We start from the raw sequence: 16,361 nt of genomic DNA on the forward strand, positions 1-16,361 counted from the left end.
GGGTCTGAGTACATACACCCGACGGCCTGCCATGATGTCACGGAGCGGCCGACCGTACAACAAGTCCGTGTCGAGCCCCGCTCGCCGCACGAACACCGTGTCATGAGCGCTCGCACCGACAGGCGACGACACGCGACGCGGCGTGAGAGTGCCTGTCTCGCCGTCGCACCCTGGTCGCCGGGGCCGCGTCTACGGGGCCGCGTCGGGGTTGCGGGCGGCACGTCGTCGCCGCCCGCGCGCGGCGTTCCGGCCTGCGCGCGGCGTTCCCGCCCGCGCGTGGTGTCCCCGCCCGCGCGTGGTGTCCCCGCCCGCGCGTGGTGTCCCCGCCCGCGCGTGGTGTCCCCGCCCGCGCGCGGCCCGCTGTCCGGCGGGAGGGCGGGCGGCGCGTGCACGGGGAGGAGGCCGCCGGCGAGCGCGCGCGCCGGCCCTGGCGGGACGCGAAACACGGTGGAGCTGGGACTCGGCGGAGGGCCGCTCCGCCGCCAGCGTGCGCCGGCGCCCGCGGCCGGGCGCGAAACGCGAGTTCGCGGCGAGCCTGGCGGCGCGGCGCTCGAGCCAGAACGTCTCGACACCTCGGGGCGCTCGGCGCGCCAAGAAAGGTCCGCTATTCCTCGCTTGGTAGATCCGGTATCTCGCGTGGTGTTTGTCGCTTTCACCGCGCTTCGCCGCCGTGGTGCGGTTCAATCGTGCACGCTCGATCTCCCGGTACATGGCTTGCTCCCGGGTGCGCCACGGCCGCGCTCGCGGTCGCACTTAGAAAGGGAGACAACGAATGACGCGTATGACCCATCTCGGGGCCCTTCTGACCGTCCTGTCCCTCGCCGCGTGCGGCGGCGAAGGTGCAGATACCGCCCCGACGGACACCGCCATGAGCAGCAAGCAGCTCAAGGATCTGACGGCCGATGACGTCCGGTCCACGTGCGAGTCGCTCGAGGCGAGGGTGAAGCTCTCCAAGGAAGATGCCTGTGAATACCTGGGCCTCATCGCTTCTCCCGCCCTCGGGAAGCCGTGCGCCACGCTGAAGGACGAGTGCGTCTCCGCGGCCGACGAGTCGACGCAGGGGCAGGAGTTCGACAAGGACTGCATGCCCCCGACCGACCAGCGCGCGGGCTGCACGGCCACGGTGGCCGAGTTCGAGGTCTGCCTCGTCGCGCAGACCCAGCTGATCCGTCAGCTCACGTGCGACTCGGCCCTGAACACGCTTGACGCTACGCCTCCGGACTGCGATGCGGTGGCCCGGAAGTGCCCGCAGATCCTCGCCACGGAAGGCGAAGGTCAGGGCGCCGACGACCCCTGATCGCGGCGCCGCGGCGCGGGTGATCGTCACGCGCACGCAGGCGCGCGCCCAGCCCGCCCGTGCCGGCGCGCGCCCTGCCCGCCTGTGCCGACGACCGACTGAACGCATTGCGGGTAGGCACGTCACGGCCGCTCGGCGGCCGTGAGCCCCCTTGTCCCACCTGCTTTCCCCTGTATCTTTTGATTCACACCGATATTCGCGCTCTTCCGCGCCTTCGAGGGCATCTCGTCGTATGATGGGCCTCGTTGCCGGGGCGTCCGGGGAGGTTTCGGCCTCGGCGCACCGGCTCGAGCGAAGCCGCGGCTCCCGCCGCGGGGTCGCTCGCACCGAGGAGGATTTCATGAAGATCACCAAGCTTTCCGGAGTGTTCGCCCTGCTGCTGATCGCCGCCGCGGCTGCATGCGGCAAGGGCGAGGAGCCGCAGACCGAGGCGAACGCGACGGCCGAGGTGACCGCCACCGCCGAGTCGGCGATCGGCGAAGACGCCTATGTGGAGGATCACGAGAGCGGCAAGGCCGCCTTCAACGTCGCCGCGGACGGGAGCGTCAAGGCGGCCGTGACCGGGCCGGACGGCAAGCCGATCCGGGAGAACGTCAGCGGCACGCTCCTGTGGAAGGGGCCTTCCGGGGAGGAGAAGACCGTTCCCCTGACGTTCGATGAGAAGGCCGGCCTCCTCGTCGCCGCCGGCCCCAAGCTCGAGGCGGACCTCACCCAGATCGGCTACACGCTCAACGTCGCTGGCAAGCCGTGGAGCGGCACGCTGCACGTCCCCGCCGGCGGCACCGCCGAGCTCTACGCCAACGCCAAGGGGGCGGCGGATCTCAAGCTGCCGGAGGGAAAGCTCGGCCCGCACGGCGGGCGCATCGAGATCGTCGGCGACGACCGCCTCGAGCTCCTGGTCGACGAGGCGACCGGCGAGGTCCGCGTCTACGTGCTCGACGTCGACCTGAAGCCCGTCGACATCGGCGAGCGCAAGATCACCCTCGGCGTCGTCGCCGACGCGCCGCAGGTCGTGGTCCTCACGCCGGTGGTCGCGAGGGCGGACGTGGACGCGGACGTGAACGCGGACGTGAACGCGAAGGTCGCCGCGGGCGCGTACCTGACCGGCAAGCTCGCGCTCGCCGCCGACCCGCTGAAGCTGACGATCGCGGTGCGGAACGCGGGCCGCTCGGCCGTGGCCCTCTGCGGCTACCACGCCGGCGCGGCGTTCGCCGTCCACGCGCGCGCCCCGCGCGTGAAGGTGCGCGTGAAGACCGACTGGGCTGCGCACGCGCACGCGCACGCGCACGCCGACCTGAAGGCGAAGGCCGACTTCGACCCGAAGGTCCACGTCCACACCGGCGCCGGCGCCAGGGCCAATGCGAAGGCGAACGTGAACGTCAAGGCGCCGAGCGTCCGGGTGACGCCGCCGAGCATCAACGTGCAGCTCAAGGCGCCCAGCATCTCGATCCCCAAGCCGAGCTTCAAGGCGTCGGCGTCGGCGCGCGCGAGCGCGGGCGCCAAGGTCGGCGCGCACTGACGCGCCGCGGGGGAGGGGCCGGGCGGCGCGGGCCGCCCGGCGGGCCCTTCCCGGGACGCTCCCGGGGCGCCGAGGAGACCGACCTCCGAGGCTGCCCCGGTCGAGCGGATGGATCCACTCCGGAGAGCGCTCGACGCGGAAGACCTCGGCGAGGCGCCCGGGGCGGACCCCACCGCCCGTCGGCGCGCTGACGGCCGTGGTGCTCGATCCTGCCTCGAGCGCCCCGCTCCACCGGCAGGTCTTCGAGGCGCTGCGCGCGCGGTGCTACGGTCCCCGCATGGCAAGCCGCGCCGCTCCACCGCTCCGCCTCGCGGACCTGTCCCCCGAGACGATCGCAAGGCTCAAGACCTTCCTGTACGACCGTATCATCGAGAAGCACGAGGGGCCCGAATCCTGGGAGTGGTACCTCCGGGATCCGAGCGAGCGGCCCTCGTGGCTCCCGGAGCCCGTGTCTCCAGACATCGAGGACGATTACAAGCCCGATCCGGCAGAGTTCCTGCAGATCGCAGGCCATGACGTGCTCTTGCCGGTGGGCCGGTCGCACCACCCGAACATCACCGTCCTGCGCACCATCATCGGAGACGAAGGCAAGAGCCTGACCCTCTTTCTGAAGGACACGACCTACGTCGACGACCCGAAGCTCGAGTTCTTTTCTGCAGGCTTCCTCGCCGTGTGCGATCGTGTGCCGGGCGAGCGGTTCTATATCGCCCACGTTTTCCACGAGTGGTTCATGTTGAATCGGATCGGTTGACGGCGGCCGGGGCGCGCGTGATGCCCTGGACATGCTCGCCGCGAGTCCGTGCCTCTCAGGCGCATGGGCTTATCCTTGCGGCGGACCGGACGAGGCTGTCCGAAGCCAGTGCAGTATCTCACTCGCCGGCGCTGGATCGGGAGCCCTGGCGCGCGGCACGAGCGCGAGCGCTCCGCGCGCGGTGCATCCAAGGGTCGGGGAGCGGGCGAACGCTCACCCGGGCAGCGCGCGATAATCGATCTTCCCTGTCGAGGTCCGCGGCAGCTCGTCCAGCGCGACGATCTTCTCGGGGACCATGTACGGCGGCAGCCGCTCCGCGAGGTACACCCTGAGCGAGCGGTCGTCCGCGTCGCCGCCGTCGGCCGTGAGCGCGACGAAGCCGCGGAGCGTCTTGCCGAGGCGCGGGTCCTCGACGGCGATCACGGCGGCCTGGCGCACCGCGGGGTGCGACGCGAGCGCCGCCTCGACCTCGCCCGGCTCGACCCGATAGCCCCGGATCTTCACCATGCGATCGATGCGGCCGCGGAAGTAGAAGAGCCCGTCGGCCTTGCGCTCCACCCTGTCGCGCGTCCGGTAGGGGCCGCCGTTCACGGTGGTCGGCCCCGAGACGACGAGCTCCCCCGTGCCAGGGCCGTCGATGACGCGGCCGCCCTCGTCGTCGTCAGCGTCCAGCGCGACCAGCGCGCAGGCGGCGTAGGGGCACGCGAGGCCGATCGGGACCTCGCTCACCCCGTCGAGCGCCTCGCGGTCGACGCGGTGGAACGTGCAGACGTTCGTCTCGGTCGGGCCGTAGAGGTTGTAGAGCGCCGCGCCGGGCGCGCGCGCCGCCAGCGCGGCGAGCTCGCGCGGCGGGAACACCTCGCCGGCGAACAGGATGGCGCGCAGTGGCGGGGAGAGCGCCGCGGCCGGCGCGCCCGCGCCCCCGGCGGGGAGCGCCGCGACGAGCTTCATGAACATCGACGGCACGCCGTAGATGACCGTCGGCGCGAGCGCGCCCACCGCGTCGCGGAGCGCCCGGCCCGAGGCGAGGTCGCGCCGTGTCATCGTCGCGAGCGTCGCGCCGGCCCGGAACGTCGCGAGGTGATCGAACCACGCGAGATCGAAGACGAGCTCGGCCACGCGGAGGACCCGGTCCGCCGGCGAGAGGCCGACGAGATCGATGCAGAAGGCCGTGAAGGCGTCGAGCCCGGCCCAGGTGATGGGGACCGGCTTCGGCTCCCCGGTGCTGCCCGAGGTGTGCAGGATGCACGCGACGTCCTGCGCCCCGGCGACGCCGCGCTCGCCGCCCGCGTCGCGCTCGCCGCCCGCGTCGCGCTCGCCGCCCGCGCCGCGCTCGCCGCCCGCGCCGCGCTCGCCGCCCGCGTCGCGCTCGCCGCCCGCGTCGCGCTCGCCGCCCGCGTCGGAGGACGCCGCCCCGCGCACCACCCGCCCCTCGGCGTCGAGCTCCACGCGCGGCAGGCCCGCGCCGAGCGCGGCGTCGATGCCGTCCGCGAGGCCCGCGGCCGCGGCGTCGAGCACGAGCGCCCGGCAGCCGCGGGCCCCCGCGATCCGGGCGAGCCGCGCCGGCGGCGCGCTCGCGTCGAGCGGGACCGCCACGGCGCCGGCCGCGAGCACCCCCGCGAGCGCCGCCGGCTCGTCGTGCGCGCGGCCCGACGAGAGCAGCGCCACCCGGTCGCCCGGCCGCGCGCCCGCCCCGGCGAGCGCCGCGCCCACGGCCGCCGCGCGCGCCGCCAGCTCGGCGTAGGTCACCGCGGCGCCGCGCGACACGAGCGCGACGGCGTCGCCGCGCGCGGCCAGGTCCTCGGCGCGCAGCCGGTAGGGGCCGGCCACCGCGGCCCCGCTAGCCCTGCGCGGCCGCGATGCGGCCGGCGACGAAGCGCGCCATCCTGTCGACCGTCGACACCTCGTCGAGGTCCACCTCCTCGTCCGGGATCCGCACGCCGAAGCGCTGCTCGATGAACACGAGCACCCGCGTCAGCGACATGGAGTCGAACCCGGACCCGCCCGCGAAGAGATCCTCGTCCGGGGCGAGCGGCGCCTTGCGGAGCAAGATCTCCTTCACGATATGGTCGTGCAGCGCGCGCCGCACCGTATCGATATCAGCAGTCACCGCGATGGTCCTTTCCTGTCCAGACGCTAGCTGGCCGCCGGCGTCGCCTTGCGAGCGAGGTAATCGATGAGGTCGATCTTCGACACGACGCCGAGCACCTTCTCCTCGTCGACGACGAGGGCGATCCGCGCGTCGCCCAGGACGCCCTTCAGGAGCTCGACCTTCGTCGCGAGCGTCACGGTCGCGTAGTCGCTCTCGACCAGCCCGCTGACGCTCGAGTCGAGCGTGCCGCTCCCCTCCACGAGGTGCCGCAGCAGGTCGACCTCGTGGACCAGCCCGCGCAGCTTGCCGCCCTCGGTGACCGGGAGCTGGCTGATGCCGTGCGACTTCATCATGTCGATGACGTCGCGCACCCGGGCGTCCGCGCCGGCGGTGACCACGGCCCCGCTCGGCTTGCCGGCGAGCAGGTCGCGCACCGTCCCGAGGCTCTTTTCCTCCTCGAGGAAGCCGTTCTCCCGCATCCAGTCGTCATTGAAGATCTTCGAGATGTACTTGGACGCGCCGTCGGGCAAGAGGACGAGGATGTTCTCCTTCTTCCCGCTCTGGCGCGCGTACTTGATCGCGCCGGCGACCGCCGCGCCCGCGGAGCCGCCCACGAAGAGGCCCTCGAGCCGCACGAGGTCGCGCGTCATGAGGAAGCACTCCTTGTCGTCGACCCGGATGATCTCGTCGATGATCTTGAGGTTCATCGTGCTCGGGAAGAAGTCCTCGCCGATCCCCTCGACCTTGTAGGCAAAAGGCTTCGTGATCCGCTGGGTCTTGACGTAATCGTAATAGAGCGAGCCCACCGGGTCGACGCCCACCATCTTGATCTCCGGCTTCCTCTGCTTGAGGAACTTGCCTGTGCCGCTGATGGTGCCGCCCGTCCCCATGCCGGCGACGAAGACGTCGAGCTCGTCACCGCACTGCTGCCAGATCTCGGGGCCGGTGGAGCCGACGTGGGCCTCCGGGTTCGACGGGTTGTGGTACTGGTTCGCGTAGAAGCAGTTCGGCGTCTCGTCGGCGATGCGCTTCGCGACCTGGTAATAGCTGCGCGGGTCGTCGGGCTCGACGGCTGTCGGACAGACCACGACGCGGGCGCCATAGGCGCGCAGGGTCGCGATCTTCTCCTGCGACATCTTGTCTGGCATGACGAAGACGCACTTGTATCCTCGGATGGCGGCGACCATGGCGAGGGCGGCGCCGGTGTTGCCGCTGGTCGCCTCCACGAGCGTCCCGCCTGGCTTGAGACCGTGCGCCTCCGCGTCACGGATCATGTTCAGCGCGACCCGATCCTTGTGGCTGCCGCCAGGGTTCAGGTACTCGCACTTCACATAGATATCGCTCTCGAGCCCCTCCGTGACCCGGTTCAGCTTGACGATCGGCGTGTCGCCGACGGCCCTCGTGATGTCGCTGAGCGCGCCTCGCATCATGGGGCGACGTCTTAGCCGCCGCGCGCCGCAGCGACAAGGGGAGCAAGCGGGCCCGGCGGGCCGCGTTACACCGCCTCGCGCCTCGGCTCATGTCGTCTCACCGGCGCCTTCGCGCGGGTTGGGCGGCGCGTGGTATACGGCTTTATCCATGGTCTCCCGTCGTGTCTTGCTCGCCGCGGCCGGTCTGCTCTCCGCCGGCTCGCTCGCCTCGCGGCTGGCCCGCGCCGCGGGGCCCGCGGCCGCGCCCGTTCGCGCGTTTCCCCTGTCGATCGCCGTGGCGGAGGGCGACGCGGGGAAGCCCGTGCGCGACGAGGCCTGGGTCGACGCGCAGATCGCCGAGGCGGTCCGGCTGTTCGAGCCCGCCGGCGTGGCGCTGCGCAAGGCCGCCTCGCGCGCGCTCTCCCCGCGGTTCTCGCGGATCGAGACGCGCGCGGACCGCGACGCCCTCGCCTCGGCGCTCGAGGCGCGCCGGATCAACGTGATGATCGTCGCGTCGCTGCGGGACGTCGACGACCCGCGGCGCTTCCGGATGGGCGTGCACTGGCGCCACCGGGCCACGCCGGAGCGCCGCTTCGTCATCGTCGCGGCGCACGCGCCGCCCGCCGTGCTGGCGCACGAGCTCGGGCATTTCTTCGGGCTCGGGCACAGCGGCACGGACGACAACGTGATGAGCTACTCGCGCACCGGAGCGCCCGTCTCCTTCGACGCGGCGCAGATCGAGACGATCCGGTCCGCCGCGCGCAGGTACGCTGTGAGCAAGGCGCTCGATCCCGCGTGACTCCGCGCAGGGCGGGGCCTCGGCGCGAGCGGTCGGGCGAGGTTCCTGTTGCTGTCGAGCCTGTCTGTCTGCCAGTCTACCGGGGAAGCAAAGAAGGAGGCTTTACAATGAAGCCCATGATGACCCATGTCGCGCTTCACGTCGGGAACATCGACGCGACGATCGACTTCTATCGCGAGTTCTGCGGGCTCAAGGTGGTCCACGACCGCAACGACGCCGGCACGCGGGTCGCCTGGCTCGCCGAGGAGGGAAAGGAGCGGACATTCGTCCTCGTCATCATCGAGGGCGGCCGGCGCGCGCCGCAGGCCGCGGAGGACATGAGCCACTTCGGGTTCGCGCTCGAGAGCCGCGCTGCCGTGGATGAGGTTGCGAGTCGAGGTCAGGCACATCTCGTCTGGCCTCCCAGGGAGCTGCCCTATCCGGTCAGCTATTTCTGCGCGCTCAGGGATCCGGACGGCAACTACGTGGAGTTCTCCTATGGCCAGCCGCTCGGTCCGGGAGCCGAGGAGCGGGACGCCGGGCTGCTGGGCTCGCCGTAATAGCCGCCGAGGACCCGAGAGCGCCGCGCGCTCCGGCGCTCCCGCGTGCCCGGGCGCCGCTCAGCCCCCGCCGCGCGCGAGCCCGAGCCGCCGCGCGACGCTCTCCGCGGTGCGCACGCCGCCGATCGCCGTGGCCAGCGTGCTCTGCCCGGGAAAGACCGAGTCGCCCACCATCCAGAGCCCGTCCTGCACCGGGCGCGGCCACACCGACAGGTAATGCCCGAGCCCCGCGCGCCGCGGCACGCCGCCCACCGCGCCGCCCGCGCGCCCGGTGAAGCGCGCGAACGTCCGCGGCGACGCCGTCAGCGCGTGCACGACGTTCGCGCTCCACTCGGGCGCGAGCGCCGCGAGCCCCTCGCGCATCCGCGCCTGGACGCCGCCGATGTAGTCGCCCTGCTGCCCGGGCGAGAGCGCTCGGTGCCTCGCGAGCGGCACGTGCGTCGACACGGTCAGCGTGCGGTGCCCCGGCGGCGCGCGGCCCTCGTCCGCGGCCCCGCTCACCGACACGAACAGGTGGTTGCCCTCGGTGAACGGCGCGCGCGGGTCCTGCACCAGCTCCAGATGGTGCGCCGCGGGCGAGGCGCCCTCGGGCGCGCGCGCCACGAGGTAGAGCATCGCCGCGCCCCAGCCACCCTCGACGTCGCGGGCGAGCCGCTCGAGCCGCGGCAGGGCGCCCGGCGCCGCGCCGAGCAGCGCGCCGAGGTCCTGCGGGAGCAGGTTCGCGATGACCTGGCGCGCGCGGATCCCGCCCGAGCGCGTCGCGGCGCGGAAGCCGCCCGGGCCCGCCTCGAGCGAGCGCACCCGGCTCGCCATCCGCACCTCGCCGCCGAGCCGCTCGACCGCCCGGGCGAGCGCCCACGCGAGCGCGCCGATGCCGCCGCGCACGTGGCCCGTGCCGCGGAAGTAGTAGTCCATCGACGCCATCGCGAAGGGCGCCTCGGCCTCGGCGACCCCACACTGGACGGTGATCTGGCAGAGCCCATCGAGGTATTGCCGGAGCGGGGCGAACTCCGCCACGCCGAACCGCGCGAGCACGCGCTCGAGCGGCCGGCCGAGCACCGGCAGCAGCGCGGCGTAGCGAGGCGTGCTCGCCGCGTGCCGCAGGAGCGCGCCCGCGCCGAGCGGCGGCAGCAGGGCGGGGTCGTCGAAGATCGCCCAGAGGGTGTCCGCGATCCGCGCCTGGTACGCGAAGAAGTCGCGGATCCCGCGCGCCGGGGCGCCGGGCAAGCCCGCGAGGGCGCCCACGAGCGCCTCGCGGTCGCGCCCGACCGAGAGGCGGAGCGAGGGGGTCCGCAGCTCGACCAGCGGGTCGATCCAGTCGACCGCGACGTCGAGGCCATGGCGCGCGATCCACCGACCGAACAGCTGCTCCGGGGCGAGCCCGGAGAACAGCGTGGCCCCCGACTCGAAGCGGTAGCCGCCGCGCTCGAAGGTGCTGGCGCAGCCGCCGGGGTACCGGAGCGCCTCGCACAGGACGACCTTCGCCCCCCGCTCCGCGAGCGAGAGCGCCGCGCCGAGGCCGCCGAAGCCGGCGCCGATCACGAGGACGTCGGCGTCCGCGTCGGCGCCAGTGTCGCGCCGCGCGCCTGGGCTGGCCGGGTTCATGGCCGTACCTCCGTAGGGCGCCGGCGCGTCCGGGGGAAGATCGCCGGCCGGCCCCGGCCATGCGCTGCACCGTCGTGGTACGATGGCGGGATGGGCTCCGAGCCGAAAGTTCATGCGAGCACCGAGACGGCGCTCCTCAAGGTCCGCTCCAAAGAGATCGCCTTCAGTCGCTTCCGGGTGCAGGTGACGGCCGGCCCCGACGCCGGGGCAGCCCAGGTGTCGGACGCGACCGAGTTCGTGATCGGCACGGCGCGCGGCAACCAGCTCATCCTGACCGATCGCGCCGTGTCGCGGCACCACTGCGTCATCGCCGTCACCCCGCGGGGGTTCTTGCTCCGCGATCTCGGCAGCAAGAACGGCACGACCCTCTCCGGCTTCCGCGTCGAGGCGGCCTACCTGCAGCCGGGCGCCACGCTCGGGGTCGGGCAGTCGACGCTCCGCTTCGAGCCGCTGGCCGAGGAGATCCGCGAGCCGCTCGGCGACGAGGAGCGGTACGGCCGGGTGCTCGGGCAGAGCGCCGCGATGCGCCGGATCTTCGCGGCGCTGCCGCGGATCGCCGCGTCGGACTCGACGGTGCTGATCGAGGGCGAGACGGGCACGGGCAAGGGCCTGCTCGCCGAGGCCATCCACGAGAGCAGCCCGCGCGCGAGCGGGCCGTTCGTCGTGATCGACTGCGGCTCGATCCCGCCCACGCTCATCGAGGCCGAGCTCTTCGGGCACGCGAAGGGGGCGTTCACGGGCGCGCAGGCGGCGCGCGTCGGCGCCTTCGAGGCGGCGCGAGGCGGCACGGTGCTGCTCGACGAGATGGGCGAGCTCCCGCTCGACATGCAGCCGAAGCTCCTGCGCGTGCTCGAGGAGCGGCAGATCCGGCGCATCGGCACGGTCGAGCCGACAAAGCTCGACATCCGCGTCATCGCGACGACCAACCGCGATCTCCGCCAGGAGGTGAACCGCGGCAATTTCCGGTCGGACCTCTACTACCGGCTGAACATCGTCCGGCTCCGCGTCCCGGCGCTGCGCGAGCGCCCGGACGACATCGCGCTGCTCACCGCGCACTTCTACCGGCAGTTCGCGCAGGGGCAGGACCAGAGCCCGCCGGGCGAGCTCCTCGAGACCTTCATGCGCCAGGACTGGCCCGGCAACGTCCGCGAGCTCCGCGGCGCGGTCGAGCGGGCGGTGCTGATGATCGATCCGGCGCTCTTCCGCGAGGCCGTGATGGGCTCGGAGGGCAGGGATGGGAAGGAGGGCAGCTCCCCGGCGCTGGAGGGGCTCCGGGACGACGATCTCAGCCTGTCGTTCCGCGAGTCGAAGGAGCGCGCCGTGGCGCGCTGGGAGCGGGCGTACCTGACGGCGCTCGTGCGCGCCAACGGCGGCAACCTCTCGCGCGCGGCACGCGCGGCGCGGATGGATCGGAGCCACCTGCGCGAGCTCCTCCAGCGGCACGGGGTCTCGGCGGCCGAAGCATGAAGGCGTGACGCGCCACCGCGGGGTGGCCTGACCCGCATCGCGATCATGACCGCGTCGCGGGCGGCGAAGTAGCGCACACAAGACGCTGTACCTGTACGAGAGAGCACAGCAGCTCTCGTGAATGACCTGCTGAGCCCGGTACAGGACCGGCCGGGCGCTGCCCTCGAACCGCGCGCCATTGCAGCGTGCTGTCCGAGGGCAGGGCTCGTTCAGGGCGCTCCCGGGGCGCTCCCGGGCGGGATCCCTACTGATTGGCCTTCTGCCGGTTCTCGCCCTGGAGCTCCTTGGCCTTCCCCTCGGCGGCCATCTGCTCGTTGTCGACCAGCTTCCCGACCCGGTTCTTGATGGCGCCGGCGGCCTCCTCGAGCGCGCCCTTGGCGCGCTCATCCGCCTTGGCCTCCTCTTGCTGGACCTTGCCTCTGACCTCCTTAGCGCGGCCCTCCGCTTCCATCTGCTCGTCACCGAGCAGCTTGCCGAGGCCCTTCTTCAGCTTGCCGCCCAGCTCGTCGGCGGCGCCTTCGTTGCGGTCGCTTTCGTTGCTCATCGTGCTCTCCTCAGGATGACGGGACATCCGCAGAGGACTTCTGCGGTGCGCCATGCCCTTCACGTAGCAACCGCTGCGCCACGCCCGCGCGACGCTCCTGCCGGAGATGGGTGAGGGGATTGAGGCAGGCTACCCCGCCTGCGCTCTGCTTTTCAGCTCGTTTGAGGCAATCCGCCACGCCGGGGGGCCGCAGGCGCCCCCACCGGGCGTGCAGACCGTCCGGGCCATCCGGGCCGCATTGCCGGCTGCGGCCGGATTCTGCGGTGAAAAGGGACTCCCGCGCTCTGTCCGCGGCGTCCCGCCCGGCCGGGCGCCTGTGGAGGATCAGGACTCAGCGGCATGGCCCGCCGCTTGCTGAATCAGTCTGCATAGCAACAAGGAGCACTTCGCTCCTTCCTGGGAGGTTCATCATGTCGTTCATTCTCTTTCTCCTGTTCGGCCTCGTCGTGGGTGCTCTGGCGCGTCTTATCGTCCCGGGGCGTGAGCCTGGCGGGTGGGTCGTCTCGATGATCATCGGCGTCGTCGGCTCGTTCGTCGGCGGGCTGCTCGGCCGCATGCTCTTCATGTACCGCGAGGGCGAGCCGGCCGGGTTCTTCATGTCCCTGATCGGCGCGATCCTGCTCACCGCGGGTTACCAGGCCATCTCGCGGCGCCGCTCGGTGGTATGAACGGGTCGACTGACCCTTTCGTGAGGCGCTACGCCCGATGCTGTCACAGGGCGCGATATCGAGGAGCTCCGGCTCCGCTGCCGCGCCCCGTGACATCGGGGATCACCTCGGGTCGACCGCTCGAGGGGTGGAGAAGGCCTTGCTGTCCGTGAGCTCCGGCTCAGCCGACGCAACGCCCTCTCCGCTCCTCACGGTAGGCCAGAGGGGGCCCTCTCCGTCGCATGACTCACCCCCCCAGGGTCGTGCGACGGACAGGGCCTCCTCGGAGCAGGCCGGAGGAGGCCCTGCTCGTCGCATGGCTCACCCCCCAAGGGCCGTGCGACGAGCAGGGCCGCCTCTGGCCGTCAGCTCGAGCCGGCACCCGGACTGCTCCAGCAGGGCAGGGTTCGGGAGACGGCGGGCTCGCGTGCTCCGTGCGACGCCCGTGCCCGCGACCGCGGCGGCCAGACATCGCCGACGCCGCGCCCGCTTGCCGGGTAGAACTTGACGCCGCAGGATGCATTGGGCTTGCTAGCGCGCTCCGCGCTTTCGCCCAAGGTCCTGGCCATGTCGTTTTCCATCCTGCCCCCGCCGATCACGCCCCTCGCCGCGATCCTGCCTTCCGAGCCGCTGCTCCTCATGGGCGCCGGCCCGGTGCCCATCCCGCAGGCGGTGGCGCAGGCGAACGGGGTGATCATCAACCACCTCGGCCCCACCATGGACCGCGTCATCCAGAACGTGAAGTACATGGCGGCCTACGCGTTCCAGACGCGCAGCGACAAGATCCTCGGCATCGCCGGGCCCGCGTCCGCGGCGATGGAGATGGCCGTGGCGAACCTGTGCTGGCCCGGGCGCAAGGTCCTTTGCCTGAAGGTGGGGACGTTCAGCGGGCGCCTCGGCGAGATGGCGCTCGGCGTCGGCGCCGACGTGACCTTCCTCGAAGGGCCGCCGGGGCGCCCCGTCACGCTCGCGGACGTGCGCGAGGCGCTGAAGAAGCAGCGCTACGACGTGATCACGATGGCGCACGGCGAGACGTCGTGCGGCGTCCGGATGGTGGAGCTGCCGGAGATCTGCAAGCTCGCGAAGGCGCACGGCGCGCTCACGATCGTCGACGCGGTGGTCACGCTCACGGCCATGCCGGTGCACATGGACGAGTGGGGCATCGACGTCGGCATCGTCGGCGGGCAGAAGGCGCTCTCGTCGATCCCGGGCGTCTCGGCGTGCGCGTTCTCGCAGGACGCGTGGAAGGTGGTCGAGGAGCGCCCGTCGCCGCGCCCGCACTGGTGCTACGACGCCACGCGCGCGCAGCGGTTCTGGGGCTACCAGCAGTACCACTACACGGCGCCCGTGCCCGGCGTGCTCGCGCTGCACGAGGCGCTTCGCCTCGTCTGCGAGGAGACGCTCGAGCGGCGGTTCCGCCGCCATGAGATGAGCTCCCTCGCCATGCAGGCGGGCCTCGAGGCGATGGGGCTCGAGCTGTTCGCGTCGAAGGACGTGCGCCTCAACAGCGTGCTCGCGATCAAGCTGCCCGTCGGCGTCGACAGCGCCCGCATCCGCGAGTACATGACCAAGGCCTTCCGCGTCGAGATCTCCGGCGCCTTCGGCCTCAACATCGTGCGCGTCGGCCAGATGGGCGAGCAGTGCCGCTCGCACAACCTGTTCAAGACGCTCTACGCGATGGGGATGAGCTTCCAGCGCGAGGGCGTGAAGCTCGACGTCTCCAAGGGCATGGCCGCGCTCGAGCAGGGGCTCGCTGGCGACCGCGAGTACTTCGTCGACTGACCCCCCCCCCGGGGCGCTCAGGACGAGAGCTCCCCCTCCACCGCGCCTCGCCGGCGCGGGGGCGGCGAGCCGCCCCGCCGGGTGAGCGCCTGCTCGAGGCGCTGGCCGGCCTCGAGCCGGCTCCGGTGCGCGTCGAGCAGGTCGCTGCGCGTCAGCATCCCGAGCACCTTGCGGGGCGCGTCCCTGGACACCACGGGGAGCCTGCCCACCCCCTCGGTGACCATGTGATCGGCGGCCTCGCGGAGGGAGCTGTCCTCGAACGCCACGGCGAGCGGCTGCCGGATGAGGTGGCGGATCGAGAGCTCGCCGGCCTGCTGGGTGAGCACGTCGCGCGCGGCGACCACGCCGACGAGCTCCCCTGCGCTGTCGACGACCGGGAAGCCCTGGTGGCGCGCGCCCTCCGCCTGCGACAGCAGGAAGGCGCGGGCCGCCGCGACCGTGTCGTCGGCGGAGAGCGTCACGGCGGGGCGGGAGGCGGCCTCGCGCACGGTGACCTGCGCCAGGTGGTCGGCCGCGTACTCCGCCATCACGCGCGCGCCGCGGCGGGCGAGCTTCTCCGTCATGATCGAGTGCCGCATCAGCAGGCTCGAGACGAGGAACGCCGCGCTGCAGCCGCCGAGCAGCGGCAGGAGCCCCATCGGCTGCCGGGTCGTCTCGAAGGCGAAGACGACCGAGGCGAGCAGCGCCCGGGAGGCGCCCGCGAAGATCGCCGCCATCCCGACGAGCGCGGCGACGCGCGCGTCCGCGTTGAGCCAGGGAAAGAGCGCGCTGGCGCCGAGCCCCAGGATGGCGCCGAGCCCGCCGCCGATGGTGAAGAGCGGCGCGAGCGTGCCGCCCGAGGTGCCGCTGCCGAGCGCGATCGACCAGGAGATGAACTTCATCAGCGAGAGCGCGACGAGCGCGGTGAGCGCCAGGCGGCCGCTCAGGATGTCGTCGATGTTGTCGTACCCGACGCCCAGCGTCCGTGGCGCGAAGTAGCCGACCACGCCGATCGCGACGGCGCCGATCGCCGGCCACCACATCCAGTGGAGCGGCAGCCGCTCGAACGCCTCCTCGATCGCGTAGATCGCGCGGGTCGCGCCCATCGCCGCGACGCCGAGCACCGCGCCGAGCACGATGTAGAAGGCGAGCGCGGGGCCGGTCGAGGGCGCCACGGCCGGCATCTCGAACGCCGGCGCCGTGTGGCCCGCGGCGAGGCGCGCCGCGCTCGCGGTGGCGGCGGCGAGGGCGACGGGGATCACCGAGCGCGGCCGGTACTCGAAGAGCAGGAGCTCGATCGCGAGCAGCACGGCGGCCACCGGGCTCCCGAAGGTCGCCGACATGCCCGCCGCCGCGCCCGCGGCGAGCAGCGTCTTGCGCTCGTCCGCGGTGATCCGGAGCAGCTGCCCGAGCAGCGAGCCGAGCGCGCCGCCGGTCGCGATGATGGGGCCTTCGGCGCCGAACGGCCCGCCGGTGCCGATCGCGACCGCGGCGGAGAGCGGCTTGAGCAGCGTCATCCGCGGCGGGATGCGGCTCTGGTTGAAGAGCACCTGCTCCATCGCCTCCGGGATCCCGTGCCCGCGGATCGCCTGGGAGCCGTAGCGCGCCATCACGCCGACGATGAGCGCGCCGGCGATCGGCACGACGAGCACGAGCGCGCCGAGGTGGTGCTCGGCGGGCGAAGCGGGCCCGGCGTCGAGCCGGCCGAAGAACGCGAGGTTCGTGATGACGGCGATGAGCGTGGTGAGCAGCTCCGCCGCGAGGAACGCGGCGCCGGCGACCGCCATCGCGAGGCCGCTCACGAGGACGACCCGCCGGTCGACGGCGGCCCTCGGGGCGGGGACCCTCAGGTCCTCGAGGGTCGGGCTCATTGAGGGGGCGACCGGGATGCTCCCGGCGCTCGTGGAATGTGGGGCGTTCACGCTCGACAT

14 protein-coding genes are annotated in these 16,361 nt (G+C 72.6%); 8 read left to right on the top strand and 6 right to left on the bottom strand.

What is annotated here, in order from left to right:
• The first annotated feature begins 781 nt into the window (after positions 1 to 781).
• The 3 genes from WME85_RS03360 to WME85_RS03370 all read left to right on the top strand — a co-directional run bounded on the left by WME85_RS03360 (position 782) and on the right by WME85_RS03370 (position 3,567).
• Positions 782 to 1,297, top strand: a complete 516-nt coding sequence (locus tag WME85_RS03360) for a hypothetical protein (protein WP_437835239.1) — start codon at positions 782 to 784, stop codon at positions 1,295 to 1,297.
• 340 nt (positions 1,298 to 1,637) lie between these two features.
• Positions 1,638 to 2,816, top strand: coding sequence for a hypothetical protein (locus tag WME85_RS03365; protein WP_437835240.1), 1,179 nt, complete (start codon positions 1,638 to 1,640; stop codon positions 2,814 to 2,816).
• 196 nt (positions 2,817 to 3,012) lie between these two features.
• Positions 3,013 to 3,567, top strand: coding sequence for a hypothetical protein (locus WME85_RS03370; RefSeq protein WP_437835241.1), 555 nt, complete (start codon positions 3,013 to 3,015; stop codon positions 3,565 to 3,567).
• 213 nt (positions 3,568 to 3,780) lie between these two features.
• Here the strand turns inward: WME85_RS03370 and WME85_RS03375 are convergent, their stop codons facing one another.
• The 3 genes from WME85_RS03375 to WME85_RS03385 are packed head-to-tail and all read right to left on the bottom strand — an operon-like array spanning position 3,781 to position 7,089.
• Positions 3,781 to 5,397: an AMP-binding protein gene (locus tag WME85_RS03375; protein ID WP_437835242.1), complete on the bottom strand. Its 1,617-nt coding sequence runs from the start codon at positions 5,395 to 5,397 to the stop codon at positions 3,781 to 3,783.
• Positions 5,398 to 5,407: 10 nt separating this feature from the next.
• Positions 5,408 to 5,677 (bottom strand): acyl carrier protein, encoded by a 270-nt coding sequence (locus tag WME85_RS03380; protein ID WP_437835243.1) that lies wholly within the window; start codon positions 5,675 to 5,677, stop codon positions 5,408 to 5,410.
• 26 nt (positions 5,678 to 5,703) lie between these two features.
• Positions 5,704 to 7,089 (bottom strand): cystathionine beta-synthase, encoded by a 1,386-nt coding sequence (locus WME85_RS03385; RefSeq protein ID WP_437307593.1) that lies wholly within the window; start codon positions 7,087 to 7,089, stop codon positions 5,704 to 5,706.
• A 148-nt stretch (positions 7,090 to 7,237) separates the two neighbouring features.
• Here WME85_RS03385 and WME85_RS03390 point away from each other — a divergent pair, with 148 nt between their 5' ends.
• The gene (locus WME85_RS03390; RefSeq protein WP_437307594.1) at positions 7,238 to 7,867 is read left to right on the top strand and encodes a hypothetical protein; all 630 of its coding nucleotides are present in this window, start codon (positions 7,238 to 7,240) and stop codon (positions 7,865 to 7,867) included.
• A gap of 107 nt (positions 7,868 to 7,974) precedes the next feature.
• Positions 7,975 to 8,406: a VOC family protein gene (locus WME85_RS03395; protein ID WP_437835244.1), complete on the top strand. Its 432-nt coding sequence runs from the start codon at positions 7,975 to 7,977 to the stop codon at positions 8,404 to 8,406.
• A 60-nt stretch (positions 8,407 to 8,466) separates the two neighbouring features.
• On the opposite strand, the gene WME85_RS03400 is transcribed toward WME85_RS03395, so the two are convergent.
• Positions 8,467 to 10,011, bottom strand: a complete 1,545-nt coding sequence (locus WME85_RS03400; protein ID WP_437835245.1) for a phytoene desaturase family protein — start codon at positions 10,009 to 10,011, stop codon at positions 8,467 to 8,469.
• 90 nt (positions 10,012 to 10,101) lie between these two features.
• Between WME85_RS03400 and WME85_RS03405 the strand changes: the two genes are divergently transcribed.
• Positions 10,102 to 11,478, top strand: coding sequence for a sigma 54-interacting transcriptional regulator (locus tag WME85_RS03405; RefSeq protein ID WP_437835246.1), 1,377 nt, complete (start codon positions 10,102 to 10,104; stop codon positions 11,476 to 11,478).
• Positions 11,479 to 11,722: 244 nt separating this feature from the next.
• Here the strand turns inward: WME85_RS03405 and WME85_RS03410 are convergent, their stop codons facing one another.
• A complete protein-coding gene (locus tag WME85_RS03410) occupies positions 11,723 to 12,022 on the bottom strand; it encodes a CsbD family protein (RefSeq protein ID WP_437835247.1) in 300 nt (99 codons plus the stop codon).
• 410 nt (positions 12,023 to 12,432) lie between these two features.
• On the opposite strand from WME85_RS03410, the gene WME85_RS03415 reads away from it, so the two are divergent.
• Together WME85_RS03415 and WME85_RS03420 are read left to right on the top strand one after the other, a co-directional pair.
• Positions 12,433 to 12,690, top strand: a complete 258-nt coding sequence (locus WME85_RS03415; protein WP_437835248.1) for a GlsB/YeaQ/YmgE family stress response membrane protein — start codon at positions 12,433 to 12,435, stop codon at positions 12,688 to 12,690.
• 546 nt (positions 12,691 to 13,236) lie between these two features.
• Positions 13,237 to 14,451 carry a pyridoxal-phosphate-dependent aminotransferase family protein gene (locus tag WME85_RS03420; RefSeq protein ID WP_437835249.1) on the top strand — a complete coding sequence of 405 codons (1,215 nt, stop codon included), beginning with the start codon at positions 13,237 to 13,239 and terminating at the stop codon, positions 14,449 to 14,451.
• A gap of 17 nt (positions 14,452 to 14,468) precedes the next feature.
• On the opposite strand, the gene WME85_RS03425 is transcribed toward WME85_RS03420, so the two are convergent.
• Positions 14,469 to 16,361: a chloride channel protein gene (locus tag WME85_RS03425; protein ID WP_437835250.1), complete on the bottom strand. Its 1,893-nt coding sequence runs from the start codon at positions 16,359 to 16,361 to the stop codon at positions 14,469 to 14,471.

It is taken from the genome of Sorangium sp. So ce1153, assembly GCF_051521595.1.
GTDB lineage: Bacteria > Myxococcota_A > Polyangia > Polyangiales > Polyangiaceae > Sorangium.